This is a genomic window from Arthrobacter sp. Soil_C_49 (assembly GCF_057656635.1).
In genome coordinates this window covers 139,337-163,637 of sequence record NZ_JBDGJZ010000003.1, presented here as the reverse complement: position 1 = coordinate 163,637, position 24,301 = coordinate 139,337, and the positions used below count along the sequence as shown (strand labels likewise).

Genomic DNA, 24,301 nt, shown 5'->3' with positions numbered 1-24,301 from the left:
GGAGAGGACCTCGGGAAATGGTTGCAGGCAAGAATCCGGCCGAGACAGGCGTCGCCGGTGAAATCCAGCAGGACCGCTTTGTCGGAGGGCAGGACCTCACCAGGTGGGATACCAGGCCGGGCCGGTTCCTGGCTTCAGTTGTCAGGCGAATCAGCAGCCTCCTCGGCTCCCATGCCGTGCTGGTCCTCACGCTCGCCGTCGGTGCCGTGCTGGCGGTTTCGCTGGCGTCGGTTTTCGCCCAGGTGTACGAGTCTGTGGTCGAGGCAGACGGCGTGGCAGGGCTGGACCACCCGGTCCTGGACGGTGCCAAAACACTCCGGTCCCCAACGCTGAACCTCCTGATCACGGCTTACACGGACGTGGGCGGAACCATTGGAATGCCCGTACTGGCCCTGGCCGTGATGGTCCTCCTCGCCTGGCGCCGAAAGTCCTGGACGCCGGTCATTCTGATGCTCGTTGCCGGGCTCGGTTCGCTGTTGATGACCATTGCCGGCAAGGAACTCGTGGGCAGGACCCGGCCGGACCTGGCGGACGCAGTACCGCCGTATGAATACTCGGCATCGTTCCCCAGCGGCCACTCGCTGAATTCGGTGGTGATCGCGGGGATTGTGGCCTACCTGATCATCCTGCGCCTCAAGTCAGCCCGCGCCCGTGCCCTCACGGCAGTGGCGGCGGCGGTCTTCGCCGCCACCATGGGGCTCAGCCGGGTGTACCTTGGCCACCACTGGCTCACTGACGTGTTGGGTGCCTGGGCGCTGGGCGCCGCCTGGCTGTCGCTGGTGATCACTGCACACCGCCTCTACCTCACCACCCGGGTGCACCCCGCCTGAGCCCCCTGCCGTAGAGCCCCGGTTCAGCGGCGGCGGCGCCGCAGCAGCGGGTCAGTCAACGACGGCGGCCGGTAACCGGCGTCGGCCTGGTTCAGTGTGGTGCCCGGCGGGACTATCTCGTCGATCCGGTCCAGCACCTCATTGGACAGGCTCACCTTGTCCGCGCCCAGCGCCCCCTCGAGGTGCTCCAGCGTGCGCGGCCCGATGATCGCGGACGTCACCGCCGGGTGCTCCAGCACGAAGCCGAGGGCCAGGTGGATCAGGGAAAGGCCTGCTTGGTCGGCGAGTTCTGTCAGCTCCAGTACCGCCTGGGTCTTGCGGGCGTTTTCGGACGACGACGGGTCGTGGCGTTCCGGCTGCCGCGCGGCCCTGCTGGAGGTGGCGTGGGCGCCGTCGGGCCTGATTCTCCCGGACAGCCAGCCGCCGGCCAGCGGGCTCCACGGCAGCACGCCGAGCCGGTGCTTCTGCGCCAGGGGCAGCACTTCGCGTTCAATGCCGCGGGCCAGGATGGAGTACGGCGGCTGCTCGGTGACCGGCCTCTCGCGGTGGCGCTCGCGGGCCACATACTGGGCCTCCACGATCTGCCCCGGCTCGAAGGTGGACGTGCCGATGTAGCGGATCTTGCCCTGCCGCACCAGATCAGTGAGCGCACCGAGCGTCTCGTCGATGTCAGTGTCCGGTTCCGGCCGGTGCACCTGGTAAAGGTCGATCCAGTCGGTCTGCAGCCGCCGCAGGCTGTCCTCCACCTCCCGGATGATCCACCGGCGTGAGTTCCCCGCCTGGTTCACGTCCTCGCCGAGGCGGCCGTGGACCTTGGTGGCCAGCACCACCTCGTCCCGGCGGCCCTTGAGCGCCTTGCCCACGATGACCTCGGACTCGCCTTTGGAGTAGACGTCCGCGGTGTCCACCAGGTTGATGCCGGAGTCCAGGGCGCGGTGGATGATGCGGATGGAATCCTCGTGGTCCGGGTTGCCGATGGCTCCGAACATCATGGTGCCGAGGGTCAGCGGGCTGACCTTGAGGCCGGTGGACCCCAGGTTGCGGTATTCGGTCATGCGGATGCTCCTAGAAGTTGCTTGTTGTTCTGGCTTTCGGGGCTGTACTGGCTTTGGGGCCGGTCCAGGCCGAAGTGCTCGCGCAAGGTGCGGCCCGTGTACTCAGTGCGGAAGAGGCCGCGGGCCTGCAGGATGGGAACCACTTCGCCGGCGAAGGCGTCGAACCCGCCGGGAAGCCAGGGCGGCATGATGTTGAATCCGTCCGCTGCACCGTCCTCGAACCAGCGCTGGATCTCGTCCGCCACCCGGACCGGGGTACCGGCGAAGACGTAGTGCCCGCGCGCCCCGGCAAACCGGTGCAGCAGCTGGCGGACGGTGGGATTTTCCCGCCGGATGACCTCCAGGAGGAGCTGGCTGCGGCTCCCGGCGCGCCCTGCCTCCGCCAGCAGTTCCGCCGGAAAGGCCTCGTCCAGCTTCACGCCGTCCAGGTCGACGCCGAGCAGCTTACGCAGGATCCCCAGCCCGTACTCCGGCTGGGTGAGCTCGTCGAATTCCTGTTTGAGCGCCCGCGCCTCCGCCTCAGTGGAGCCCAGGTAGGGGCTGATGCCGGGCAGGACCAGGAGCTGGTCCGGGTTCCGGCCGTTCGCCGCCGCCTGCGCCTTGATATCGGCGTAGAACCCCTGCGCGCTCTGCAGGGTCTGGTGGGCAGTGAAAACCGCCTCGGCGTGCCGGGCAGCAAAGGCCTTGCCGTCCGCCGAGGATCCGGCCTGCACAAACACCGGTCTGCCCTGCGGGGACCGCGGGGTGTTCAGTGCTCCCTCCACCCGGAAGTAATCGCCCTCATGCTGGATGGGATGGATGCGGGCCGTGTCCGCGAAAACCCCGCTGTCGGCGTCGGCCACCACGGCGGCGTCCTCCCAGCTGTCCCACAACTTGCCCGCCACCCGGACAAACTCGTCCGCGCGGGCGTAGCGTTCGGCATGCGGCGGGTGCTCATCCAGCCCGAAGTTCCGGGCCGCCCGTTCCGCACCCGTGGTCACGATGTTCCAGCCTGCGCGGCCGTTGCTGAGATGGTCCAGCGACGCGAACAGCCGGGCCGCGTTGTACGGCTCCAGGTAGGTGGTGCTGGCCGTGCCGATCAGGCCGATCCGTTCCGTGGCGACAGCGATCGCGGAAAGCCAGGTGAAAGGCTCGATCCGGAACCTGCTGGCGTACTGCACGTTGTTCTCCAGCGCGGGACCGTCGGCGTAGAACACCGCGTCCAGTTTTGCTGCTTCCGCGCGCTGGGCCAGCTCCTGGTAAAACCGGATGTCCAGCAGCCGGTCCGTGCGGGAGTTCGGATGCCGCCAGGCTGCCTCGTGGTGTCCGCCAGGGTAGATAAACAGGTTGAGCTTGAGCTGCCGGCCCATTAGAAGGCCGAACCGATCGAGGCCAGCGCGGGAGCGGCGGCGCCGGCGAAACGGTTGTCCGGGCGCTCCAGGCCATAGTGCTCCCGCAGCGTGGTGCCGGTGTAGCCGGTGCGGAACAGGCCGCGCTCCTGGAGTATCGGCACCACCTGGTCCACAAACGTCTCCAGCCCGGAGGGCAGCACCGGCGGCATGATGTTGAAGCCGTCGGCCGCGCCGCCGTCGAACCATTCCTGGATGGCGTCCGCCACCTGGACCGGCGTTCCGGTGAACGTGCGGTGCCCGCGGCCTCCGCCCAGACGGCCGATCAGCTGGCGGACGGTGAGCTTTTCGCGCCGGGCGAGCTGGACGATCAAGGTGTACCGGCTCTTGGCGCCCTCGATCTCGTCCTCGCTGGGCAGGTCCTCCGGCAGTTGACGGTCCAGGGGCAGGTCCTCCGGAGCCACCCGCAGGGTCTTGGCCAGCTGGATCCGGGCGTACTCGGGCTTGATCAGCCGGTCCAGCTCCCGCTCCAGCTCCAACGCTTCCTCCTCGGTGGCGCCGATGACGGGAACGATGCCCGGGAGGATCTTGATGGTTTCCGGGTCCCGGCCGGCGGCTGCGGTGCGGGCCTTGAGGTCGCGGTAGAACTCCCGGGCGTCGGCGAGGGTCTGGTGGGCGGTGAAGACTGCGTCGGCGTACCGGGCGGCGAGGTCCTTGCCGTCCTCGGATGATCCGGCCTGGACAATCAGCGGGTGGCCCTGCGGCGAGCGGGGCACGTTGAGCGGCCCGCGGACTTTGAAGTGCTTGCCCTCGTGGTCGATGGTCCGGATCTTGTCCGCGTCACCCCAGACGCCCTCAGCCTTGTCCGCAAGGACGGCGTCGTCCTGCCAGCTGTCCCACAGCTTCTGCGCCACCTCGATGAACTCTGCGGCACGTTCGTACCGCACAGCGTGGGCGGGCTGGTCGTCCACGCCGAAGTTCCGGGCGGCGTCGGGGCCTGCGGTGGTCACCACATTCCAGCCTGCGCGGCCGCCGCTGACCCAGTCCACTGAGGCGAAGCGGCGGGCGAGGTTGAAGGGTTCGTTGTAGGTGGTGGAGGCCGTGGCGATCAGGCCGATGCGTTCGGTGGCGCCGGCGATGGCGGTCAGCAGCACGGTGGGCTCTAGCTTGCCGGCCGGTCGTCGGCCCACCTCACCGAACAGGACTGGGGAGTCGGCGAAGAAGATGGAGTCCAGCTTGCCGCGTTCCGCCGTGCGGGCGAGTTGCTTGTAGTGCTCGATGTCTGTGCTGGACTGCGGGTCGCTCTCCGGCAGCCGCCAGGACGCTTCGTGGTGGCCGGTGCTCATGAGGAAGGCGTTGAGGTGGAGTTTGCGGTTTTCGGACGGGTTTTCGGAAGTCATGGGTTTGGTCCTTCGGTAGGGAGGTTCAGTGGTTGGCGGCGACGACGCCGAGGTCGTTGAGCAGTTCGTGGCGCAGGGCTTCGTGCCCGGCAGCGTCGGTGTGGGTTCCGGCCGCGGAGGTCCTGGTCGCCGGCGCAACGGTCCGGACGGTGGCCACGCGGCCGCTGTCCAGGACCACGATCCGGTCGGCGAGGGCGATCGCCTCATCCACGTCGTGGGTGACCAGCAGGACGGCGGGCCGGTGGGCGGCCACCAGGTCGCGCAGCAGCCCGTGCATCTTGATCCTGGTCAGGGCATCGAGCGCGCCGAACGGTTCGTCGGCCAGCAGCAGTTGCGGCTCACGGACCAGCGACCGGGCAAGTGCCACGCGCTGCTGTTCGCCGCCGGACAGCTCGTGCGGCCAGGACTTCTCCCGGCCGGCGAGCCCCACTTCGGCGAGGGCCTTGCGTGCGCGGGTCTCGGCGTCGTACTCCCGCAAACCCAAGGTGACGTTGCCCAGCACCGTGTCCCACGGCAGCAGCCGGGAGTCCTGGAAGACCACCGAGACGCGCTCGGGGACACTGATGACGCCGCTGCCGCGCACGTCGTGGTCAAGCCCGGCGAGTGCCCGCAGCAGGGTGCTTTTGCCGCAGCCGCTGGGGCCGAGGAGGGCAACGAATTCGCCCGGTGCGATGTCCAGGTCCACGCCGTTCAGGACGCCCTTGGGCCCGAAGCTGCGGATCAGGTCCCGGACCGAAACTGCAGTGACGGCGCTGGAGGAGGGGCCGGCGGGTGCGGCGGCGGTCAGCCCGCCAGGGTGCGTTGCCATGAGAGGGCCTTTCGTTCGATGAAGCGGACGGCGCCGTCGGAGATCAGGCCGAGAATGCCGTAGACGGCAAGTCCGAGGACGATAATGTTGGTCTGGCCGTAGGTGCGGGCGAGCTCCATCATGTAGCCGATGCCGCTGGTGGCGTTGATCTGTTCCACCACCACCAGGGACACCCAGGCGCCGGTGACGGCGAAGCGCAGGCCCAGGAAGAAGCCGGGCAGGGCGCCGGGGAGGACCACCTTGCGGATGAACGCGGCGCGGCTCAGGCCCACGGTCTGGGCGAGCTCAACGTAGCGCAGGTCGATGCCGCGCAGCCCGGCGTGGGTCTGCAGATAGATGGGGACGAAGACGCCCAGCGTGATGGTGAGGACCTTCATGGTCTCGTCGATGCCGAACCACAGGATAAGGAGCGGGATCAGGGCGAGGCCGGGGATGGCGCGCTTGATCTGCACCGGCCCGTCGATGAGGGCCTCACCCACCCGGCTCAGCCCGGACACCATGGCCAGCAGGGCGCCCACCACGATGCCGAAGAAGAGCCCCAGCCCGGCGCGCTGGGCGGAGATGGCCAGGTTTTCCTGGAGCCTGCCGTCGGCGAGGAGCTCACCGGCGGTGGCCACCACGGTCCACGGCTCGGAGAGGATCCGCGGGTCCAGCAGGCCGGTGGCGGATGCGATGGTCCACAGTGCCAGAAGGGCGCCAGGCCCCAGCAGCCACGCCAGCCGCCGGCGGGGTCCCGGTCCCAGCCGCCTTCCGGTGGGCCGGATATCGTCCCGTCCCGCGAGGGCCGGGTCCTGGTGGGGTTCGACGGCGGGCCGTTCCAGCACAGTGGCGGCGCTCATGCTGCACCTGCCTTTGCCGCTTCGGCGAAGGCAGTACCGGCGATGGCCTCATACCGGGTGTCATAAAGGTCCGCCGCTTTTAGCTGGGGCTTCTTCTGTTCCTTCGCCAGCAGGTCGATGGTCTGCTGGTGCCGCTCGATGCCCTCGGTCCAGGAGGTGGGAACGTCCCGCTTGCCGGCGGCCTGGATCAGGTACTGGCCGTCTTCGCGGGACAGGCCCTGGTCCTTGACGTAATAACCCTCGAGCCATTCCTCCGGGTGGTCCTCGATCCAGCGCTGGGCTTTGCCCCACACCTTCACGTAGGCGGCCAGCGCAGCGGCCTTGGCGGGATCGGCCAGGACTTTGGCGGGGGAGTAAAGGTGCCCCGGATCATCCCGCAGGCCATGCCGCAGGGTAGTGCCGCCGTCGGTCTTGTACTTGGCGAGGTAGCGCTTGATCTGGACACCGCCCAGCGGCGCGGCGTCCACCTGCTTGCTGGACAGTGCCGTGGAGTAGGTGTCGCCGGTGCTGGGGAGTTCGATGAGCTTGACGTCATCCTGGGCAAGACCTGCCTTTTCAAGGATCCGGAGCACCAGGGCGCCCTGGGCCTGTCCGGGGCTGTAGGCGATTTTCTTGCCGCGCAGCTCCGCCAGGGATGAGATGCCGGCTCCCGGTGCGATGCCCAGTTCGTAGATCGGGTGGTTCACGGCGTCCTGGCGGTAGGCGCTGGCGATGATGCGGACATCGAGGCCCGTCCAGGTGGCGTGGATGGGCGGAATGTCCGCCACCGAACCAACATCAAGAGCGTTGGCGCGGAACGCCTCGGTGGTCTGGGGCCCGCCGGAAATGTTGGCGAACTCCACGGTGAAGCCCTCGAGCTCTTTGTCGAGGCCAGAGAGTTCCAGGGCCACCTTGACGGTGGGGTCGCCCACTTTGATGGTGGTGCCGGCAGGAACGGACGTGGCCAGCGGTGCCAGCGAGGCCCGGTCCACGCTCTGGTTGCCGGCTGTTGCCGATCCTCCGCAGGCGGTCAGGAGACCGAGTGCGGGCAGGGCCAGGAAGGCGCCCAGTGCCCGACGGCGGGTGAAACCGGACGTCCCGGGTGTGGCCGAGGGCGGAGGGGAGGATGCAGCGAAAGTCATGGGTGGCCTTTCGGAGGATTGGCGTTGGACGGAAAATGGCGCGGACAAGCGGCATCCGGAAGCGGAGGAAGGCATGGCCGGGCTGGCCCTCAGAGAGGGTCCGCGGAGTTGGGGGAACCTGAGGTGCGGGGCGCTGTCGGCTACCGGCAGCCTGTGGCGGGGAAGCCGCCGCTGCGCGTGCCGCACATTCGGTGCGTGGGGCAACAGTCGGAACAGAAGGGGCGGGTGCCGTGGCTGCGGATGATGGTTTCCGGCATCGGTTCCTCCTGTTCGTCCTGCTTGGTTTTGGTGCTGTTTGGTGCTGCGTGGCCGAGGCCGTGGAAACACCTAAGCACGGCCGTCAGGGCCTTGGCCAGCACCTTCTAAAAGACGCGAAACGGAAGGAAACGGCGCTACTCATGACGCCATCAGAAGGACAAACCGGGCAACGTTGCGCCATGGTCCGCAACGGTGGTTAACGTGACTGGCGGCGGCATTCCCGTCGGGAGTGTATGGAGTCTGGACATCGCCAGGGGCTGGAGTCCCTGGGGCCGGGCAGGCCGGAAGCTGAGCTTTTAAACACAGGGCGAAGTCAGCCCGCGTGCGCCTGCGCCAGTTCGGCGATCTTCTCGGTAGCCGCCCACGAGGCCAGGAGCTTGAGTGCTTCCTCGGAGGAAGTGCCCGGGGTGGCGGGGTAGACCGTCAGTGAATGCCCGGGGTCCTCTTCCAGCCCCAGGACCTGGTAGTTCAGTTCGAGCAGCCCCACCACAGGGTGCTGGAAAAACTTTGTCCCGGCATAGTGACGGCGGACATTGTGGGCAGCCCAGCGCGTGCGGAAATCGTCGCTGCGCATGGACAGTTCACCCACCAGCTCGGCGATGCCCTTGTCATGCGGGTTCCGGCCGGCCTCCCGGCGCAGGATTGCCACGTTGGTGTTCGCTGCCCGCTCCCAGTCGGTGTAGAAGTTGTGCGCACGGGGGTCCAGGAAGATGAAGCGTGAATGGTTGGCCGGACGCGTTGGGCCGCGGTACAGATCCGAATACAGGGCGTACCCCAGGGTATTGGCGGCCACGATGTCCATACGGTTGTTTCCGATGAAGGCCGGCGCTCCCGTGATGGTGTCGAGGAGGTACTGGAGTTCCGGTCGGACGCGGGTTGGCGGGGCGCTCGCCGCACGCTTGCGGCCGGACATGTTGGCCGTCCGGGCCAGGTCGTAAAGATGATCATGCTCGGCCCGGTCCAGTTCCAGGGCGCGTGCGATCGCATCGAGGACACTGTCCGAAACCCCGGAGAGGTTGCCGCGTTCCAGCCGGGTGTAGTAATCCACGCTGACACCGGCGAGCCGGGCCACCTCTTCGCGCCGGAGTCCGGGCACGCGGCGCCGTCCGCCGTACGGTTCAATTCCTGCCTGCTCCGGCGTGATGCGCCCGCGGCGCGTGGAGAGGAACTGGCGTACCTCGGCCCGGTTATCCATAAGGACACGTTACGACGAATGGCCAACCCGTAAGGAGGGTCTGCCAAAACCCGTTTCAGCAGAGCCCTCACTAGGACCTCCTGGAGTCGGTTTGATGGAACCATCCCCTTTCGTCATCAACCAGATGGAGCCTTCAACGAATGCTGCCAACCGCAACGCGGGCGCCCACCGCCGGCGCCGTCCCCTCGACGCTGGTGGCCACGGTCATCTTCCTGACGGCGGTGGCACCCCTGGCCACCGACATGTACGTCCCGGCCTTCCCGCGCGTGGCCGCGGAGTTCGGCAGCCCGGCGTCCGCGGTACAGCTGACCCTCACCACGTTCTTCGCCGGAATGGGGCTGGGCCAGCTGGTGGGCGGGCCTTTCAGCGACCAGCGCGGACGGCGGCTGCCGCTGGTGGCCGGCACCGTCCTCATGGCGGCGGCATCGGTAGCCTGCGCCCTCGCCCCGAACATCGCGATCCTGATGGTCGCCCGGTTCCTGCAGGGCTTTGGCGGCGGCTGGGCCATGGTGATCGGCCGGTCCGTCATCGTGGACCTGGCGCATGGGTCACAGCTGGTCCGGGTGCTGAACATCGTCATGGGCATCGGCGGTGTGGCACCCATCATCAGCCCGCTGCTCGGAGCGGTGATCCTGCAGCTGACCGGGTGGCGGATGACCTTCTGGACACTGGCCGCCCTGGGCATCCTGATGACCCTCTGCGCCCTGTTCGTCGTCCCGGAATCGCTCCCGCCGGAAAAACGCCACTCCGGCGGGCTGGCTGAATTCGGCCGCGCGGCGAAGGAAGTACTCTCAAACCGCAGCTTCGTCGGCTACGTGGTGGTGGCGTCGTCGGCCTTTATCGCCCTGTTCGCGTATGTGGCCACGTCCGCGTTCATCCTGCAGAACATGAACGGCCTGTCTCCGGTGATGTACTCCATCGTGTTCGCCGCGAACGCCGGCGGTATGACAATCGCCGCCTTGGTCTCAGCCAGGCTGGCCGGCCGGGTCCCCACCAGGAAGGTCATCCTGGCGGGGCAGCTGATCGCCCTGGCCGCCGGGATGGCCATGCTGGCCGGAGCGCTGTGGTGGGCCACCCCGCTGCTTGTCGCCATGGGCAGCTTCTTCGCGCTTATGGTGGCGCAGGGCCTGATCAACACCAACGGCGGCGCGCTCGCTTCAGCGGAAGTGCCCCAACACCCCGGCACCAGTTCCGCCGTCCTGGGACTCGTTCAGTGGACCACCGCGGGCATCGTGGCGCCGATCGCCGGCCTCGGCGGCGAAAATACGGCCGTGCCCATGGCCCTGCTCATGATCGGCGGAGCCCTGCTGTCCCTGTTCGGGCTCCTTGTCCTGGCCCGCCCGCATTCCAAACCCATTCCCTTCCAGGAGGTACAAGCACATGAACATTGAACCAGCCCGTGAAACCGTCAAGAATCCGCCGGAGCAGTTCGCCGGCGACGTGTGGGTGGACGTCATTGCCGCACCTCATGGCCCTGAGCAGCGGGCAGTAGTCGCCAAAGTTCGTTTCGCGCCCGGCGCCCGCACCGCATGGCACTCGCATGAACGTGGCCAGTACCTGCACGTCACCGCAGGTGTTGCCCGCTTCGGCACCCGTGACGGCAACATCATCGAAGTGCACCCCGGGCAGACGCTCTACACCCCGCCCGGGGAAGAGCACTGGCATGCCTCGGCCAACGGAACCTTCATGGAGCACATCGCCATCCTCGAGAACGGTGACGATCCCGCCAAAACCACCATCTGGGCAGAGCACGTCACCGACGACCAGTACGAAGGCCAAGGGTAGGACTGCCAGACCCAGTATCAACAGGACCACCCCTGAAGGCCCCATAGGCCGGTCAGCCGGTCTTCCACCCCGCTAGCATTCTAGAGAACCCCCAAGAACAACAGGAGAGCCATGACTACCGTCAAAGCCTATGCATCCCCGTCCGCCACAGAGGACCTCATCGCCACCACCATCGAACGCCGCGAAGTGGGCCCGCACGACGTCCTGATCGAGATCAAGTTCGCCGGCATCTGCCACTCCGATATCCACACCGTCCGCGGCGACTGGGGCCCGCAGCAGTACCCGCTGGTCCCCGGCCACGAAATCGCCGGCATCGTCACCGAAGTGGGTTCCGCCGTGACCAAGCACGCCGTGGGCGACCGCGTCGGCGTCGGCTGCATGGTCAACTCCTGCCGCGAATGCGCCAACTGCCTGAAGGGTGAGGAGCAGTACTGCCTCAACTCGATGGTGGGCACGTACGGCGCGGTGGACCGCGACGGCACCATCACCCAGGGCGGCTACTCCAGCCACGTTGTGGTGACCGAAGACTTCGTGGTGCGCATCCCTGAGGGCCTGGATCTGGACGTCGCCGCACCGCTGCTGTGCGCCGGCATCACCACGTACTCCCCGCTGCGGCACTGGGGTGCCGGCCCCGGCAAGAAGGTTGCCGTCGTCGGCCTCGGCGGCCTCGGCCACATGGCCGTCAAGCTCGCCCACGCCATGGGCGCCGAAGTGACGGTCCTGTCGCAGTCGCTGAAGAAGCAGGAAGACGGGCTGCGCCTGGGCGCAGACCACTACTTCGCCACCAGCGACGAGAACACCTTCAAGGAGCTCGCGGGTACCTTTGACCTGATCATCAACACCGTCAGCGCCTCCATCGACATCAGCTCCTACCTGCAGCTGCTGGCCCTCGAAGGCGCCCTGGTGAACGTCGGTGCCCCCGCCGAGCCGCTCCCGGTCAACGCCTTCGCGCTGATCGGCGGCCGCCGGTCCTTTGCCGGCTCGATGATCGGCGGAATCCGCGAAACCCAGGAGATGCTGGACTTCTGCGCCGAGCACCACCTCGGCGCGGAGATCGAGGTTATCCCGGCCGAGAAGATCAACGATGCCTACGAGCGCGTCCTCGCCTCGGACGTCCGCTACCGCTTCGTGATCGACACCGCCACCCTCTAGTAACAAAAAGCGTGCGACGGCGGCCCGCTTCCAAGGGGGCGGGCCGCCGTCGGGCTTTAACCCGCCACTGCTCTTTCGTTATTCGCCGCAACGGTTCGGCGCCAATCAGCCCGAGCCAGGTCCGAAACCTTCCGGCGGTTCCACACTTTAAGAACCAGTTCTTGAGTCCTTGGAGGTTGGAAATGCGCAGGTCCGGCGGGGTGCTTCCCGCGTTGATTCTTGCTGTTGTGCTCGGCGGGTGCGGCCCGCAGGCGGCACCGCCAACTTCGACGACGACGTCGCCTGGCACGTCCGCCGCCCCCGCTCCGACCCTCACTTCACCCCCGGCCATCGCGACGGTGACCGCAACACCCTCCACCAGCGCCACAAAACCAGCCTGGAAAACTTTCACCACTGCTGACGGACAGCTGGTCTTCGACCTTCCGTCCGCCTGGAGCGTGCGGGACCCGGCAGGGGAACTGCCCGAAGGCGGCGGGGCTTTCGCCGAGGTCACCAACGAGGCCGGCAGGCCGCTGGCCACGCTGCGGACGAACATGGCCACGGGGTCAACGTGCACGGAAAAGTACCCCTACTCGGAGTTTGAGTCGCAGGAATTGCCGGCGCTGGCACAGGCCAGCCACGTGCCCCGGTACGTCTTTGAGACCCGGGGCGACGCCGCCGCTCCCGGCCCGGCCAACACCCCTGCGGCGGCGTACGGCATCACGACGGTTGCGGCTCCTACTGGGGATTCAGCCTGCCCCATCTTCCACTTCTTCACGTGGCCACCCACCGCGGCGATGTTCGGTGCCTTCTACAATCCGGACAACAACAGGACTCCAGGGGCAGAATCCCTGCCGTATCTGGAGCAGGCCCGGAAGTACATGGACACCACCGAGTACCAAAACATCCGGCAGATGATCACGTCGCTCCGGCCAGCCGGTTAAACCCGACGTTTATCCGCCATCCGAGTCCACCACCACAACGAATTACTGCCATGAACTACTACACCCCGGCGGCGCAGGAACGAGCCCTGGATGCCGCATACGACGCAGTGGAGAAAGTCCTCGACGGCATGTTCTCACCGTTGAGCCGGCACGCGATGAACGCGCGCTGGAACCAGGCTTGCGAAGCCATGGCGAAATACCTGGAAGCGAAGGACAACGGCGACGAGTAATGCCGGCTGCCTTAGCCCCGAAGGGCCGTCCGTAACTCGAACGTTTCCCGGGACAGGAACACGAGCTGGGCTTCCTTTTCGGTCAGCTGCACCTTCGGCCCGGCCTCGAAGCCGAAGCCCACGAGACGGCCAATGGCCTTCGCATTGCGGGCGTCCGGTTCCGCCACCACCCGGTCCTTCGCGGGGTCGGACAGCAGGAAGCGGATGAGCCCGGTCATCAGGATGGCGGTGAAGTCCGGCACCGGCCGTTCGGCGGGGGCGAGCAGGAGGTGCATGCCCGTATCTTCCGGCCGTGCCGGGTACACCTCGCCCACCGGGTCCTCAAAGGGCTCGTACGTCTGGAAGATGCCCGCGGGCTGTTCCTGCACGAGCATCAGGTACCCGTGGTGCGTGTCCAGGCCGTCCAGGAAGTCGTAGATGTCGCGCACCTCGTCCCGGCTCATTGCGCCCATGCCCCAGAATTTAGCGCGTTCCTCCCGGACCCAGCCATGGATCAGGTCCGCGTCCTCCTCGGGTGCGATCAGAACCAGCCGCAGCCGGCCCAGGCCCGGCAGCTCTTCCTCGTAGACGGAATCCCTGGCAGCGAAGGGCCGTGCGGTGTCAGTGCTGGTCATGGCTTCTCCTTGGTGAGCTGGTTCCAGTCGGTGACCACGGGGATGAGCCCGCCCGCCGACCAGAGCGGCAGTTGGCTCGCGAAATGTTGGTGCTGCGGATCTCCCGAGGCGCCAAACGGGACCACCCACCGGCTCTTCGTCCGGTCCGAGAGGTCCCACACGTACCGCGCCACGGGGCCGCGGAAGGAGCCGTCCGTCACGCCGGGCAGGCTTTCGGTGGACAGGACACAGTTCGTGTCCCCCGAAAGCGCGGTGACTGGCAGAACCGGAGCGGAGGCCCCCGTGGACGGGTAGTCTGCCAGCGCATGCAGCGGCAACAACGTGTGGCTGTTTCCCCAGGTTTCAGCGGGAGGTGTGGCGACCACCTCCTCCAGCGCCTGCCGGGCGGCGCCGTTGATATCGATTCCGAACCGGTGGCCCTTTGCCAGGATGGTTTCGACGGCGAAACCCACCCGGGCGGTCGGGTGCAGCCAGGGTGCAAACAAGGGGGAGCGGCCATGTGCCGCCGCGAGTGGCGTCAGCGCCTGGCTGCCGGTCAGCGCGAGGACCAGCGCCGAACGCCAGGCCGAGAAGACTGCGGCTTGCTTGCTGTCCGTGCGCATCTCGCCGTCCCACGACAACAACTCCGCCCGCAACTCCCCGGCAGGATCGGAGAGTTCGCCCAGCCCTTCGAGGAGCGTCCTGAAGGCGGGCCACGGGCCAAGCAGGGTGTCCATATGGATGCGCTGCATAACGTCCGCATCCAGCCCGGAACCGGCTTCCTCAAGCAGGTTGCGGATGCGGCGTGCGCGGTGTGCGGGCGCAAACTCGAGACCGGTTCTGTCCCCGCCGCCGGAATCGCGGTCGTTGGCGTTGACTCCGAGACCGGTGACAGTGCGGGCGGGCAGGTCCACCCAGGCGCTTGTCCATTGATGCCCAGGGGACCAGGCAGGCACGGGCCGGACGCGGTTCTCCGGGTTCCGGGCTGGAACCTTGCCGGCCACCAGCTGGCGCACGTCCCCGCCGGAGTCGGCGGCGAGCACGCAGTTGACGGGCTCAACCCAGGATTCCAGGGCGTCCTCCACCTCGGCGGCTGAGCGGCTCCGCAGGAGCGGAAGGAGGGCCTCGAAACCCAGCGTCCCGGCAAAGCGCGACGGCGTCCGCAGGCTCACCGCGCCGCCGTCGGGCCCGCCGGTGATCACCGGACCCCGCCCGGTTTCGATCACCTCGACGAAATCGGCCCCGCCGCCGCGGACCAGGATCTCTTCCTGATGGTGCGCCAGCACGGGCTCCCAGCCGTCCGGCCCCAGCGCCTGGAGGGTGCCGCCGGTCTGCTGCAGCTGCTCAATAAAGAGATCCTGGTAATCCGCCATGGCGTTGGTGACCGCCCAGGCCGCTGTCCCGGTATGACCGAAGTGGGGAAGTCCGGGGACGCCCGGGAAAGCCAGCCCCACGACGTCGAACTCAGGGCAGGCGAGGCGCACCTGCTGATACACGCCGGGCAGTTCCATCAGCCGGTGCGGGTCGCCGGCGATCAGCGGAGAACCGGAGGCCGTAAGGCTGCCGGCGGCGGCCCAGGCGTTGCTGCCGGCCCAGACCGGAGCTTCGATGCTGAAGAGTTCCACGGCTTCGGGGCCGAGGGTGGCGGCCACGTGCTCCCGCCAGAGCTTGTTGGGAAACGTGCTGAAGAGGATGTGGTGGACCAGGAAGACGCCGAGCGGAGTCCACGGCTCCCACCGTTCGGGCGTGGTGCCGGTATCCCGGAACTCCGGCGCGTCCCGCCGGCCGGACTCAAGGGCCTGGTTGACGCCGTCCATGTAGGCGGTGCACCAGCGCCGGGTTTCCGCGTCCAGGTTCTGGAAGCAGCGCCTGGCGGTGTCATCGATGCGTGCCTGGCGGGCAAACCGGTCCCAGACCAGGCCCTCGGCGCCGATTTGTTCGGCGGTCCGGCCTTCGGAGCGCCAGCGCTCCATCTCGATCTGCCACGAACGGTCCATGGCGGCGTTGCGCCCCTGCAGGAAAGCCAGCTCGTCGGCAGAATCCGCGCGCAAGTGGGGGATGCCCCAAGCATCACGGAAGGTCTCAGCAGGCACGGGCAGGGCCAGGCGAGGGAGTGGGACGCACGGTCAGTCCTTCTTCTTAGGCGAACCTAAGTAAGCGTAGATGGCCGGTGCTGTGCTTCCCAAAACGGGGCGTGAAACATAGGGGGCAGCCTCCGCCGACTAGTCGCCGGCTTCCTCTTCCATTTCGGCCAGCACGTCGGCGGCATCCCGGTTCCCCGACGCCGCCAGCCGCCGCAGCTCATCCAGGTCGCCCTGTTCGCCGGCAGATTCCACGAGCTGGTCTGCCGCGTCCCGGCTGCCGGCATCAGCAAGCCGCCGGAGTTCGGCCAGGTCCCCGCGCCCGGCAGCGCGTTCAACGAGTTCGTCCACAGCGTCCGAGTCGCCGTGCTCCGCGCGCTGCCGGAGGGCCTCCAGTTCAGGGTCAGGTGTCTGCACGCTTCAACTATGGGCGCGGCGATAGTGCACGTCCAGGGCACATCAGTACAGGAAAATGTCGATCCACTCGCGGTTGTGCGCGTGGATGAGCACCAGGAACAGCACGAAGTCGAACAGCAGGTGCACGCTCACGATGTAGGACAGCGACCTGGTGATGGTGAACAGCCGGGCCTGCAGCAGCGCAAACGGGAAGATGAAGAACGGTGCCCAGGCGTGGAAACCCAGCTCCCACAGGAAGGACGTGAACAGCACGGCCTGCAGCAGGTTGGCCTGCCAGTCCGGAAGATGCCGGCGCAGGAGTGTGAACGCGGTGCAGATGAAGAAGAGCTCATCCCAGATGCCCAGCACGTTGGTCCCCAGGAAGAGCCTCGCAATGCCTTCCGGGTCGCTGACGGCCGGCCAGTTGTTGTAGACACCGGTCCGGATCATATAAACGGGCATGAGTGCGTACCCGATCACCAGGACCGCGGGCAGGTACCACTTTTCGGCGCGGGTCCACGGCTGGCCGGTCCGCACGGGAAAGCGGATGGCATGGTCCTTGGTGATGAACCGCGACACCGCATAGGGGATACCGACCGCCAGGATCATCGCTGTCCCCATCACGGCCATGTGCTCGGTACTGATATCGGTGGTGATGGGCACCAGGCTCATAGCGGTCAACCCCACGGCAATCAGCGCCAGGTCAATGAGCAGCCGCCGGTTGATGATTCCAGCCAGCACCATGGCGGCAGCCAGGAGCAGGAAGCCGGACAGGCGGTCCTCGCGCACAAACAGCAGAAAGCCCGACGCCGAAACGAGCGCTGCCGGGATCACGTTCAGGGAGGTGCCGCGCAGCCTGGCAGGCCGCGCCTGGAGCAGTTGGTCATGCCTGGACGGCTGCGCCATGGACTCTTCAGTATTGCCCCGGGTGTTCCGACTTGATGCCACACTCATTCCTTGCCCTGCAGGTAGGTTCTGTACAAGCCGCGCCCATCGAACGCGCACAATTAAACGGTATCCCGCCGTTCGTTCCCCCACGAGTCCCAGGAGAGACCAATGACCGCCAGGAAGCCCGCCGTGACCATTGATACGAACAACCAGCACCCCGCCACCGAACAGCTGATCATCATCGGTTCCGGCCCCGCCGGCTACACCGCCGCCATCTACGCGGCCCGCGCCGGCCTGGAGCCCCTGGTCCTCGCGGGATCCGTCACCGCAGGCGGTGCCCTGATGAACACCACCGAAGTGGAGAACTTTCCCGGCTTCCCCGGCGGCATCCAGGGGCCGGAGCTGATGGACGGGCTGCAGGAGCAGGCCGAGAAGTTCGGCGCCAAAGTGGTGTTCGACGACGTCACCGAGGTTTCGCTGAAGGGTCACCTCAAGACTGTGGTCACCGGCGGCGGTGAGACCCACCGGGCCCCGGCCGTTATTCTTGCAACCGGCTCCGCGTACAAGGAACTCGGCCTGCCGGAGGAGAAGAAGTTCAGCGGCCATGGGGTTTCCTGGTGCGCCACCTGCGACGGGTTCTTCTTCCGCGAGCAGGACATCATTGTGGTGGGCGGCGGCGATTCGGCCATGGAGGAAGCGATGTTCCTGACCCGGTTCGGAAAGTCCGTCACCGTCGTAGTGCGCAAGAACGAACTGCGCGCGTCCCGCATTATGGCGCAGCGGGCCAAGGACAACCCCAAGATCACGTTCGCCTGGAACTCCGCGGTCACCGCCATCCACGGTGACGGGAAAGTGTCCGGCGTGACTCTGACGGACACGCGTTCGGGGGAGACCCGGCACCAGGCTGCTACGGGCATTTTCGTCGCCATCGGCCACGTGCCCCGTACCGAGCTGCTGACCGGGCAGGTGGATCTGGACGAGGACGGCTACATCAAGGTGGATTCACCCACCACCGTCACCAACATCTCCGGCGTGTTCGCCTGCGGCGACGCCGTGGACCACCGCTACCGGCAGGCGATCACCGCGGCCGGCACCGGCTGCTCTGCCGCCCTCGACGCTGAACGCTACCTCGCGGCGCTGGAGGACGCGGACAGCATCGCCACCGCCCTGGTCGAGGAACCCATCCACAGCTAGCGGGCTACCCACGGGAGTTAACTGAAGCGGACGACGGCGGTAAACCTCCCGCGTCGTCCGTTTCAGTTTGTTTAAGTACGTTAGGCAGAGGCCAGTGCGCGGTCCTCGCCGCGGACGCTCAACGTGAACGTGTTCGGCCCGCTGCAGGTGACAGCAATCCTGCACGTGGTGGTGTTGTGGCGGGCCGAGAGGTCATTCACCGCGGCGTCCAGCGTGTGGTGCAGGGCGGACCGGTCCCAGATTTTGAGGGTCACGGAGTTATTGGCATCGAACGTCATTATTCAACTTCCATTTCATGCGGTTGGCGGCCCGGAATCTTCTTTGCCCGGACCGTGTCCTCGTCGGTGAGGACTGACTGCAAGTGGGAAAGCGCATTCCCTTACTTCCATGGTGCAGGTTGCTTGAGGGATTGGCAACCGGTGCAGGGGTGATGTGACTAAGCACACCACGCTTTCCGGGAGCGTCAGCCCGCTGGTGGCCACCTGCTTTTCCATAGTGCCCAGAGCGGGCAAAGCGTCTCAACCGAAACGGGGATTATTGCAAGTGAGTCTCATCACGTCTGCACTGGCAGCGCCCCAACAGCGGGGCTACTCGTCGAAGTAGGTGTCGATTTGTTTCTCAGCCGAAATGGAGGTGATGACGGCAGCTGCCACGTCCCGCAGTTTGATGTTGCGGGAGCTGGAGGCCTTGGTGAGGATCTGGAACGCGGTGTCCCGGCTGCATCTGTTCTCGGCCATGATGACTCCGATGGCCATGTCGATCACGGTGCGGGACTGCATGGCGATGGCGAGATCGTTCCTGGCGTCACTGAGCTGGGCGATGCGCAGCACCAGCCGCAGGGAACCTGCCGCCTGGCTGGCAAACGCTTCCGCATCGGAGATGTCCTCGTCACTGAATCCGTTGCTGCAGCCGGAGTACAGGTTCAACACGGCTTCGGCCTCCCCGGCGAGATTGAGCGGTACGGCAAGGATGGAGGAGACGCCATTCTCCTGGGCGGCCTTGATGTAGTGAGGCCAGCGCCGCTCCTCGGCCAGGTCGGGAACCAGGAGTGCGGTTCCATTCCGAAGGGCCGTCAGGCAGGGGCCGTCCTTGAATCCGTTTTGCAGCTCGTCCAGGGCACGCGCCGCCCTGTCGCTGCCGGCCACAGCTTCGGGTCGCTTGCGGCGCATGACGGTGACGCCGCTGTGGATCCGATTGCCCGGGGAGGACAACCGGGACGAGGCAATCAGCGCCACGTCGGTGAGGAAGCTGACCACGTCATTGCTGTCCAGGACCAGTTCCTTCAGAAGCGCCTCAAGGTCCTGGGCCGGGCCGGAAGGCGGCAGTGCGCTGTGATCCCCGGCGGTGGGCTCGTGGTTTGTCACACTGATTCGCCTTCTTTCAGTTTCGTCATGGCCGTGGCCACCAGGGTGACTGCCGGGCCGGGCTGTCAAGCACTTCATGGACGTAGGCACCCGGGGACATCTTGTCGACTCCGCTGCACAGCCCTTGGCGGTACGTCGATAATTGGGCCAACGGAAGGGCATTCGTCCTGAAGCGCGGCAGTGTTCCGCGCCGTTCTTCGGCCCGGTCCGGCTGGGCCATAGCCAGTGGCTAGGGCCTCCGCTCTTTACGCGGCGGTCACGATCATTCAAAACGCTTGGATCTGTCGGTAACCCGAAATCTCCCACAACCGACACTACGCCGGTGCCGGATCTATTGATATGCCCGGTCGTTGGATCTACTCGTCCGGCTCCGGGTGCCGTCCGATGCCGTCTTCCAGGATCTCTGATGCGGCTGGACGGGGGCGCGGGGCGCGGTCGAAATCGTCAGATAAAGGTGCATGGGGCCGGGGAAGATTGTCAATAAGTTCATTGGCCGCCAGCGCCAACAAATCGCGCTGTACAGGTGGCAGTGACAGCAGCCCCTGCAAATAGGCTTCCACCTCGTAATTGCCGGCATCTCCGGACATGCCAAAGTATTTCAACCAGAGCTCCGATACGGAGATGCCCGCGGCCTTCATGGCTGCACGGAGCATGCGCCGTTGTTCCGGTTCTTTGGGATCAAAGCCCATGGGCGTCTCCAACCACGCCCCAGGAATGGTTTCCAAGGCCGCGGGTGTATCCGGACGGCTGACGGCCCTCGGTCATTTTGTGGGGCGCCTCGCTGGCTTGGATGTGCCAGAGCGGCAGCCCCTGGATACGAGCAATCACGGTGCTGGGGCCGTCAAGGGGAAGTTGCTGCGCCATGGTCCCAGCATAGAGCCAGGGCTTTCCGCGGTTGCTTGACCCGCCCTCGCAGGGAGGCTGCCCGTACTCAAGGACTACGAACGGCGGGCGCATATCACGGGAAGATGTGGTGCAACGCCCAGCGCCTAGGGGAGGACGTTGGCATCTAAGGAAGGCCCCCAACTGTCGCAAAACCAAGCGCGGGACGTAGCGGCAGGCGCCATCGAATCAGTCTCGCCGGATCCCGCCCCGCGGACGCAGTTCGAGGAGTAACCGCGGGGGTAAAGCGGTGGAAGGCTTTTACTGGACAGGTGGACGGCCAGTGCGTACATTCGAAGTGGTTGGTGTCACACGTGTGTGGCGCCCCCGCTCCGGGTCATGTGCAGGGCCTTCAGGAGCCACCGCTGTAGCACGACGGCGGATGGATGCACACCAGCGAAAGTGAGCCATCATGGCTGCCTCGCATTTCTCACAGTTCCTTGCTGAATCCACCGTTCCGGAATTCGACACCGACTGCCCAATGTCTGCCGATTGCCTCTACGGGCTCTACGTCAGTTGGTGCCTGCTCAAGGATGTGGAAGCCAAACCGGATGTCACCTTCCGGGCAGCGATGCGCCGCGCCGGCATCGACCTCAACGACACCAGGCTGCGGATGGTGGGCCCGGCAGCGGCCGATTACATCCTGTCCAGCTATCCTGCCGCGGCCTGACAATGTCGATCCATCCCGAGGGGCCCAACAGTCGAATTGAAGGGGTTCTGGCCTTTGGTGGCCAATACATCCACTGCGGCCAGCCCATGCGGAAGACCGGCTCCGAGCTGCGCAGGCTCAGCGCGCCGGCGTTCACGGACAGGCCACCGGCGGACGCCCTGGACATATACCTGACAACAAAGGTGCTGCACTGTCCGTGCGGATTCCAGATGGAGGTGCCTGACTAGATCCCGTTGTTTGCGAGAGGCCTCCACTGCCAACCGGGAGATGGGACAGTAATATGGGCACCATGTCGAGTTCACCCGAAAGCGAGCCCGTTAGCCAGTTACAGAACATCCTGGTGGGGGCCGAAAACGCTGCCGAGTTCCTCTCGGGGCTCTCGGGACTGGCCGCAGCAGCGGTTTCCGAAGTGGCCGGCAACGCGGTCGAGTGCGCCGTCACTCTCAAATTGAGGCGCAGGCCCACAACCGTTGCAGGCAGCAGCGATCGTGCCATCCGGCTCGACCGGATCGAGCAGGCCGTCGGGGATGGCCCCTGCATTCGGGCGTTGCGGGAAATGTCACCGGTCATCATCGACGACGTCGAAACGGACTCCCGGTGGCCCGAGCTCACCAAAAAATTCGCCGAGGCAGGCGTCTACAGTTCGCTGGGCGTGCCGCTGGAAATCAACAGCGAAGCAAGTGCCGCTCTGAACTTCTTCGCGTCCAGGCCGGGCGTTTTTACCCCGAACGTTTACGACAAGGCCGTGGGCTTTGGTGCCGCCGCACACAGCACGCTGCGCCTGTCCATCCGCATCAATTCGGCCGAAACCCGGGCGGAGGACCTGGAGGCAGCCATGCAGCACAGGACGGCCATCAACCTGGCCTGCGGCGTGATCATGGCCCAGAACCGGTGCTCGCAATCAGAAGCCATGGAGATCCTCACCAAGGTCTCCAGCAATCGCAACCGTAAGCTGCGCGACGTGGCCACGGAACTGATTGAACAGTTGCAGGGCACCAGGGTTCAGACGCACTTCGACGCTTAGCACCCGTCAGGTGCTGGCCTGCCGGACGGAGACGCTGCAGCCGGCGCCGGTCCTGCGGATATCCCAGCAGTTGCCGCCGCCTATCACCTCGAAGTCCGCGACGCCGCCGTCGGGCAGGAACACCGCCGTGTTCTCGTCCACCGCGACGGCCCGGTCCACCAGTCCTGCCGCCACCGCGCCAACGGCCCTGCTGAGGGTCCCGGCTTGGGCGGCGTGGACGTCTACGGCGAAGGGGACGAGTCCCAACCCGTCGCGGACGTCCACTTCGTCGAGGTCCTCCGAACACTCGTCGCCGCACACTTCGACGCTGTTAATGCGGTAGCCACCCATAATGCCCCGCGCGGGAGCGATCATGGCGCCGGCCGAGAACCCAAGGTACGGCGCGCCTTCGGCCACCCTCGCAGTGATGGCGCCCGCACAGGGGCGAAGCCCCTCAAGGTAAGCCGGAGTGAGCCCGCCGCCCACCACGATGCCGTCAGCGTGGCCGAACGCGGCAGGATCCCCCGGCTTTCCGGCGCGCAGCAGGACCGGGACCACCTCACAGGAAATCAGTTTTTTCAGCGGCCGGACGTAGTCGGCGATGACCTCTTCCGGATTCCCGGCGCGGAAGTGGACCACGAGCGCAACCCGGGCCGGCCTCACATCCCCTTGCCGGCGGGGGAGAGCCTGGACAAAGTGCTCGAACACTTCGGGAAACGCGTCATAGTCCGGACCGGCCCCGGCGAGGAAGATGCCCATGGGCTTCAAGATACATTGCCGCCGCCGGCCGTCCAGGGAAATAGAGCCAGCGGAACGCATTGACTCCTGCGACGGGCAGGACTATCGTACAACCAAATGGTTGTAAATCAGCTCCGCGAAACTGAACTTGACCGCCTCTTCCAGGCGCTCGCTGATTCCACCCGCCGGGACATCGTCCGCCGGGTGACGGTGGGCGAGTATTCGGTCTCCGGCCTTGCTGGCCTTTACGAAATGAGCTTCGCCGCCGTCCAAAAGCACGTGGCGGTGTTGGAGCGCGCCTCCCTGGTTACCAAGGAGAAACGCGGAAGGGAGCAGATTGTGCGGGGAAACCACGAAGGGCTGCAGAAGGCCCGCCGGCTGCTCGATGAGTATGAGGCGATCTGGCGGCAGCGTGTGGGCCGGATCGCTGACATTCTGGCTGAAGGATAAGGAAAGGGTTCTGCAATGTCGGTTATCAGTTCCACCAAGAATCTTGAGGCGCTCAGCTTCATTCTCGTCGCCGAGTTCGACGCCGGAGTCGAGCGCGTCTGGCAGCTCTGGGAAGATCCGCGCCAGCTGGAGCGCTGGTGGGGGCCGCCCACCTGGCCGGCCACCTTCGAGCGGTTCGATTTCGAGTCCGGCGGCAAAGCCGGTTACTACATGACCGGCCCGGAGGGTGAAAAGGCCGGCGGCTGGTGGCGCTTCACCGCCATCGAAGCTCCCCGCAAGCTGGAGTTTGACGACGGTTTCGCGGACGAAAACGGCGCACCCGTCGAGTCCTTGGGCACCACCCACGCCACGGTGACGCTCGAGGAGACCGGCGGACGGACCAGGATGACCATCGTTTCCACCTTCGAATCGGAGGAACAAATGGAACAGATGGTCCAGATGGGCATGGAGGAGGGCATGCGGGAGGCCGTGGGCCAGATCGATGCCATCCTCGCAGAACACGCGAACGCCTGACCGGCTGAGCCTCCCCGTACCCAAGGAAAAACGTACGACGGCGGACCTCCCGCCGTCGTACGCTACTTGGCCTCGCGGGAACCGGCGGCAAAAACCAGCAGGGAACTGGTGGCGGTGGCCAGCAGCTCCCCGTCCGGCCCGGCAATCCGGCCCTCTGCAAAGACGACGCGCTGCCCCTGCTTCACCACGGTGCCCTCCGCCGTCAGGACTGTGTGCTTCAGCGTGATGGGGCGCAGATAACTGACTGAAAGATCGATGGAGGTATAGCCGAACCCCAGGGGCAACGTGCTATGGGCGGCGCACCCCACCACAGTGTCGAGGAGCGTACACGCCAGCCCGCCATGCACCACCCCGAGCGGGTTGTAGTGGGCCTCGCCCGGCCGGCATTCAAACTCCACCCGGCCCGGTTCCACCGCGGTAAGGGCCAGGTTCATCAACGACGCCATGGGTGGCCGGGGGATGGTCCCGTCCCGCATCCCGCAGAGGAAGTCGAACCCGGAGAGGCGCGGCAGATGTTCAAGCCCCACGCGGGGATCCACCCACCTGAAAGTTTTCGTCCGCTCCGCAGATTCCTGGGCATCCATGGGCAACTCCTCCTCGACTGG

At 66.3% G+C, this 24,301-nt stretch carries 29 protein-coding genes; 12 read left to right on the top strand and 17 right to left on the bottom strand.

Features of this window, described 5'->3' with window-relative positions; translation table 11 throughout:
* Positions 1-17: 17 nt before the first annotated feature.
* Positions 18-830 (top strand): phosphatase PAP2 family protein, encoded by an 813-nt coding sequence (locus AC3A4Z_RS07015; protein WP_498710912.1) that lies wholly within the window; start codon positions 18-20, stop codon positions 828-830.
* Positions 831-853: 23 nt separating this feature from the next.
* Here the strand turns inward: AC3A4Z_RS07015 and AC3A4Z_RS07010 are convergent, their stop codons facing one another.
* The 6 genes from AC3A4Z_RS07010 to AC3A4Z_RS06985 are packed head-to-tail and all read right to left on the bottom strand — an operon-like array spanning position 854 to position 7,381.
* Positions 854-1,885: an aldo/keto reductase gene (locus AC3A4Z_RS07010; protein WP_498710911.1), complete on the bottom strand. Its 1,032-nt coding sequence runs from the start codon at positions 1,883-1,885 to the stop codon at positions 854-856.
* Entirely contained in the window at positions 1,882-3,234 is a 1,353-nt protein-coding gene (locus tag AC3A4Z_RS07005; RefSeq protein ID WP_498710910.1) for an LLM class flavin-dependent oxidoreductase, read from the bottom strand. The genes AC3A4Z_RS07010 and AC3A4Z_RS07005 overlap by 4 nt, the downstream gene beginning before the upstream one ends.
* Positions 3,234-4,613, bottom strand: coding sequence for an LLM class flavin-dependent oxidoreductase (locus AC3A4Z_RS07000; RefSeq protein WP_498710909.1), 1,380 nt, complete (start codon positions 4,611-4,613; stop codon positions 3,234-3,236). Before AC3A4Z_RS07000 ends, AC3A4Z_RS07005 begins: the two co-directional genes overlap by 1 nt.
* A gap of 25 nt (positions 4,614-4,638) precedes the next feature.
* Positions 4,639-5,421, bottom strand: a complete 783-nt coding sequence (locus AC3A4Z_RS06995) for an ABC transporter ATP-binding protein (protein WP_498710908.1) — start codon at positions 5,419-5,421, stop codon at positions 4,639-4,641.
* Entirely contained in the window at positions 5,397-6,260 is an 864-nt protein-coding gene (locus tag AC3A4Z_RS06990) for an ABC transporter permease (protein ID WP_498710907.1), read from the bottom strand. The genes AC3A4Z_RS06995 and AC3A4Z_RS06990 overlap by 25 nt, the downstream gene beginning before the upstream one ends.
* Entirely contained in the window at positions 6,257-7,381 is a 1,125-nt protein-coding gene (locus AC3A4Z_RS06985; protein ID WP_498710906.1) for an ABC transporter substrate-binding protein, read from the bottom strand. Before AC3A4Z_RS06985 ends, AC3A4Z_RS06990 begins: the two co-directional genes overlap by 4 nt.
* Positions 7,382-7,611: 230 nt before the next feature.
* On the opposite strand from AC3A4Z_RS06985, the gene AC3A4Z_RS06980 reads away from it, so the two are divergent.
* A complete protein-coding gene (locus AC3A4Z_RS06980) occupies positions 7,612-7,839 on the top strand; it encodes a hypothetical protein (protein ID WP_498710905.1) in 228 nt (75 codons plus the stop codon).
* A gap of 113 nt (positions 7,840-7,952) precedes the next feature.
* Here AC3A4Z_RS06980 and AC3A4Z_RS06975 read toward each other — a convergent pair whose 3' ends face one another.
* Positions 7,953-8,834, bottom strand: a complete 882-nt coding sequence (locus AC3A4Z_RS06975) for a helix-turn-helix transcriptional regulator (protein ID WP_498710904.1) — start codon at positions 8,832-8,834, stop codon at positions 7,953-7,955.
* Positions 8,835-8,974: 140 nt separating this feature from the next.
* On the opposite strand from AC3A4Z_RS06975, the gene AC3A4Z_RS06970 reads away from it, so the two are divergent.
* The 5 genes from AC3A4Z_RS06970 (at position 8,975) to AC3A4Z_RS06950 (ending at position 12,924) form a co-directional block, all read left to right on the top strand.
* Positions 8,975-10,225 carry a multidrug effflux MFS transporter gene (locus tag AC3A4Z_RS06970; protein ID WP_498710903.1) on the top strand — a complete coding sequence of 417 codons (1,251 nt, stop codon included), beginning with the start codon at positions 8,975-8,977 and terminating at the stop codon, positions 10,223-10,225.
* Positions 10,215-10,619: a (R)-mandelonitrile lyase gene (locus tag AC3A4Z_RS06965; RefSeq protein ID WP_498710902.1), complete on the top strand. Its 405-nt coding sequence runs from the start codon at positions 10,215-10,217 to the stop codon at positions 10,617-10,619. Before AC3A4Z_RS06970 ends, AC3A4Z_RS06965 begins: the two co-directional genes overlap by 11 nt.
* Before the next feature lie 111 nt (positions 10,620-10,730).
* Entirely contained in the window at positions 10,731-11,771 is a 1,041-nt protein-coding gene (locus tag AC3A4Z_RS06960; protein ID WP_498710901.1) for an NAD(P)-dependent alcohol dehydrogenase, read from the top strand.
* Between the two features lie 182 nt (positions 11,772-11,953).
* Positions 11,954-12,694 carry a hypothetical protein gene (locus tag AC3A4Z_RS06955; RefSeq protein WP_498710900.1) on the top strand — a complete coding sequence of 247 codons (741 nt, stop codon included), beginning with the start codon at positions 11,954-11,956 and terminating at the stop codon, positions 12,692-12,694.
* Between the two features lie 50 nt (positions 12,695-12,744).
* Positions 12,745-12,924 (top strand): hypothetical protein, encoded by a 180-nt coding sequence (locus AC3A4Z_RS06950; RefSeq protein WP_455835470.1) that lies wholly within the window; start codon positions 12,745-12,747, stop codon positions 12,922-12,924.
* Positions 12,925-12,935: 11 nt separating this feature from the next.
* Here AC3A4Z_RS06950 and AC3A4Z_RS06945 read toward each other — a convergent pair whose 3' ends face one another.
* The 4 genes from AC3A4Z_RS06945 to AC3A4Z_RS06930 all read right to left on the bottom strand — a co-directional run bounded on the left by AC3A4Z_RS06945 (position 12,936) and on the right by AC3A4Z_RS06930 (position 16,900).
* Positions 12,936-13,538 (bottom strand): GNAT family N-acetyltransferase, encoded by a 603-nt coding sequence (locus tag AC3A4Z_RS06945; protein ID WP_498710899.1) that lies wholly within the window; start codon positions 13,536-13,538, stop codon positions 12,936-12,938.
* Complete coding sequence (locus tag AC3A4Z_RS06940) at positions 13,535-15,568, bottom strand: penicillin acylase family protein (protein WP_498710898.1); 2,034 nt, start codon at positions 15,566-15,568, stop codon at positions 13,535-13,537. Before AC3A4Z_RS06940 ends, AC3A4Z_RS06945 begins: the two co-directional genes overlap by 4 nt.
* A gap of 171 nt (positions 15,569-15,739) precedes the next feature.
* Complete coding sequence (locus AC3A4Z_RS06935) at positions 15,740-16,015, bottom strand: hypothetical protein (protein WP_498710897.1); 276 nt, start codon at positions 16,013-16,015, stop codon at positions 15,740-15,742.
* Between the two features lie 42 nt (positions 16,016-16,057).
* Entirely contained in the window at positions 16,058-16,900 is an 843-nt protein-coding gene (locus tag AC3A4Z_RS06930; RefSeq protein WP_498711130.1) for a CPBP family intramembrane glutamic endopeptidase, read from the bottom strand.
* A gap of 150 nt (positions 16,901-17,050) precedes the next feature.
* Here AC3A4Z_RS06930 and trxB point away from each other — a divergent pair, with 150 nt between their 5' ends.
* Positions 17,051-18,076 carry a thioredoxin-disulfide reductase gene (gene trxB / locus AC3A4Z_RS06925; protein ID WP_498710896.1) on the top strand — a complete coding sequence of 342 codons (1,026 nt, stop codon included), beginning with the start codon at positions 17,051-17,053 and terminating at the stop codon, positions 18,074-18,076.
* An 80-nt stretch (positions 18,077-18,156) separates the two neighbouring features.
* Here trxB and AC3A4Z_RS06920 read toward each other — a convergent pair whose 3' ends face one another.
* The 4 genes from AC3A4Z_RS06920 to AC3A4Z_RS06905 all read right to left on the bottom strand — a co-directional run bounded on the left by AC3A4Z_RS06920 (position 18,157) and on the right by AC3A4Z_RS06905 (position 20,304).
* Entirely contained in the window at positions 18,157-18,354 is a 198-nt protein-coding gene (locus AC3A4Z_RS06920; protein ID WP_455835465.1) for a hypothetical protein, read from the bottom strand.
* 309 nt (positions 18,355-18,663) lie between these two features.
* Positions 18,664-19,440 (bottom strand): GAF and ANTAR domain-containing protein, encoded by a 777-nt coding sequence (locus AC3A4Z_RS06915; RefSeq protein ID WP_498710895.1) that lies wholly within the window; start codon positions 19,438-19,440, stop codon positions 18,664-18,666.
* A gap of 356 nt (positions 19,441-19,796) precedes the next feature.
* Positions 19,797-20,129, bottom strand: a complete 333-nt coding sequence (locus AC3A4Z_RS06910) for a hypothetical protein (protein WP_498710894.1) — start codon at positions 20,127-20,129, stop codon at positions 19,797-19,799.
* Positions 20,119-20,304: a hypothetical protein gene (locus AC3A4Z_RS06905; RefSeq protein ID WP_498710893.1), complete on the bottom strand. Its 186-nt coding sequence runs from the start codon at positions 20,302-20,304 to the stop codon at positions 20,119-20,121. Before AC3A4Z_RS06905 ends, AC3A4Z_RS06910 begins: the two co-directional genes overlap by 11 nt.
* Positions 20,305-20,734: 430 nt before the next feature.
* Between AC3A4Z_RS06905 and AC3A4Z_RS06900 the strand changes: the two genes are divergently transcribed.
* Together AC3A4Z_RS06900 and AC3A4Z_RS06895 are read left to right on the top strand one after the other, a co-directional pair.
* Positions 20,735-20,992, top strand: coding sequence for a hypothetical protein (locus AC3A4Z_RS06900; protein WP_498710892.1), 258 nt, complete (start codon positions 20,735-20,737; stop codon positions 20,990-20,992).
* Positions 20,993-21,281: 289 nt separating this feature from the next.
* Positions 21,282-22,016: a GAF and ANTAR domain-containing protein gene (locus AC3A4Z_RS06895; protein ID WP_498710891.1), complete on the top strand. Its 735-nt coding sequence runs from the start codon at positions 21,282-21,284 to the stop codon at positions 22,014-22,016.
* Positions 22,017-22,022: 6 nt separating this feature from the next.
* Here AC3A4Z_RS06895 and AC3A4Z_RS06890 read toward each other — a convergent pair whose 3' ends face one another.
* The gene (locus AC3A4Z_RS06890) at positions 22,023-22,754 is read right to left on the bottom strand and encodes a Type 1 glutamine amidotransferase-like domain-containing protein (protein WP_498710890.1); all 732 of its coding nucleotides are present in this window, start codon (positions 22,752-22,754) and stop codon (positions 22,023-22,025) included.
* Positions 22,755-22,850: 96 nt separating this feature from the next.
* Here AC3A4Z_RS06890 and AC3A4Z_RS06885 point away from each other — a divergent pair, with 96 nt between their 5' ends.
* Both AC3A4Z_RS06885 and AC3A4Z_RS06880 read left to right on the top strand, forming a co-directional pair.
* Positions 22,851-23,183 carry an ArsR/SmtB family transcription factor gene (locus AC3A4Z_RS06885; protein WP_498710889.1) on the top strand — a complete coding sequence of 111 codons (333 nt, stop codon included), beginning with the start codon at positions 22,851-22,853 and terminating at the stop codon, positions 23,181-23,183.
* Positions 23,184-23,198: 15 nt separating this feature from the next.
* Positions 23,199-23,696 (top strand): SRPBCC family protein, encoded by a 498-nt coding sequence (locus AC3A4Z_RS06880; protein WP_498710888.1) that lies wholly within the window; start codon positions 23,199-23,201, stop codon positions 23,694-23,696.
* Positions 23,697-23,758: 62 nt separating this feature from the next.
* Here AC3A4Z_RS06880 and AC3A4Z_RS06875 read toward each other — a convergent pair whose 3' ends face one another.
* Positions 23,759-24,280, bottom strand: a complete 522-nt coding sequence (locus AC3A4Z_RS06875) for a PaaI family thioesterase (RefSeq protein ID WP_498710887.1) — start codon at positions 24,278-24,280, stop codon at positions 23,759-23,761.
* Between the last annotated feature and the right edge of the window lie 21 nt (positions 24,281-24,301).

Coding starts and splice junctions, on each gene's coding strand:
- AC3A4Z_RS07015 (WP_498710912.1), top strand. CDS start 18: ATGGTTGCAGGCAAGAATCCGGCCGAGACAGGCGTCGCCGGTGAAATC.
- AC3A4Z_RS07010 (WP_498710911.1), bottom strand. CDS start 1,885: ATGACCGAATACCGCAACCTGGGGTCCACCGGCCTCAAGGTCAGCCCG.
- AC3A4Z_RS07005 (WP_498710910.1), bottom strand. CDS start 3,234: ATGGGCCGGCAGCTCAAGCTCAACCTGTTTATCTACCCTGGCGGACAC.
- AC3A4Z_RS07000 (WP_498710909.1), bottom strand. CDS start 4,613: ATGACTTCCGAAAACCCGTCCGAAAACCGCAAACTCCACCTCAACGCC.
- AC3A4Z_RS06995 (WP_498710908.1), bottom strand. CDS start 5,421: ATGGCAACGCACCCTGGCGGGCTGACCGCCGCCGCACCCGCCGGCCCC.
- AC3A4Z_RS06990 (WP_498710907.1), bottom strand. CDS start 6,260: ATGAGCGCCGCCACTGTGCTGGAACGGCCCGCCGTCGAACCCCACCAG.
- AC3A4Z_RS06985 (WP_498710906.1), bottom strand. CDS start 7,381: ATGACTTTCGCTGCATCCTCCCCTCCGCCCTCGGCCACACCCGGGACG.
- AC3A4Z_RS06975 (WP_498710904.1), bottom strand. CDS start 8,834: ATGGATAACCGGGCCGAGGTACGCCAGTTCCTCTCCACGCGCCGCGGG.
- AC3A4Z_RS06970 (WP_498710903.1), top strand. CDS start 8,975: ATGCTGCCAACCGCAACGCGGGCGCCCACCGCCGGCGCCGTCCCCTCG.
- AC3A4Z_RS06965 (WP_498710902.1), top strand. CDS start 10,215: ATGAACATTGAACCAGCCCGTGAAACCGTCAAGAATCCGCCGGAGCAG.
- AC3A4Z_RS06960 (WP_498710901.1), top strand. CDS start 10,731: ATGACTACCGTCAAAGCCTATGCATCCCCGTCCGCCACAGAGGACCTC.
- AC3A4Z_RS06955 (WP_498710900.1), top strand. CDS start 11,954: ATGCGCAGGTCCGGCGGGGTGCTTCCCGCGTTGATTCTTGCTGTTGTG.
- AC3A4Z_RS06950 (WP_455835470.1), top strand. CDS start 12,745: ATGAACTACTACACCCCGGCGGCGCAGGAACGAGCCCTGGATGCCGCA.
- AC3A4Z_RS06945 (WP_498710899.1), bottom strand. CDS start 13,538: ATGACCAGCACTGACACCGCACGGCCCTTCGCTGCCAGGGATTCCGTC.
- AC3A4Z_RS06930 (WP_498711130.1), bottom strand. CDS start 16,900: ATGGCGCAGCCGTCCAGGCATGACCAACTGCTCCAGGCGCGGCCTGCC.
- trxB (WP_498710896.1), top strand. CDS start 17,051: ATGACCGCCAGGAAGCCCGCCGTGACCATTGATACGAACAACCAGCAC.
- AC3A4Z_RS06920 (WP_455835465.1), bottom strand. CDS start 18,354: ATGACGTTCGATGCCAATAACTCCGTGACCCTCAAAATCTGGGACCGG.
- AC3A4Z_RS06910 (WP_498710894.1), bottom strand. CDS start 20,129: ATGGGCTTTGATCCCAAAGAACCGGAACAACGGCGCATGCTCCGTGCA.
- AC3A4Z_RS06905 (WP_498710893.1), bottom strand. CDS start 20,304: ATGGCGCAGCAACTTCCCCTTGACGGCCCCAGCACCGTGATTGCTCGT.
- AC3A4Z_RS06900 (WP_498710892.1), top strand. CDS start 20,735: ATGGCTGCCTCGCATTTCTCACAGTTCCTTGCTGAATCCACCGTTCCG.
- AC3A4Z_RS06895 (WP_498710891.1), top strand. CDS start 21,282: ATGTCGAGTTCACCCGAAAGCGAGCCCGTTAGCCAGTTACAGAACATC.
- AC3A4Z_RS06890 (WP_498710890.1), bottom strand. CDS start 22,754: ATGGGCATCTTCCTCGCCGGGGCCGGTCCGGACTATGACGCGTTTCCC.
- AC3A4Z_RS06885 (WP_498710889.1), top strand. CDS start 22,851: ATGGTTGTAAATCAGCTCCGCGAAACTGAACTTGACCGCCTCTTCCAG.
- AC3A4Z_RS06880 (WP_498710888.1), top strand. CDS start 23,199: ATGTCGGTTATCAGTTCCACCAAGAATCTTGAGGCGCTCAGCTTCATT.
- AC3A4Z_RS06875 (WP_498710887.1), bottom strand. CDS start 24,280: ATGGATGCCCAGGAATCTGCGGAGCGGACGAAAACTTTCAGGTGGGTG.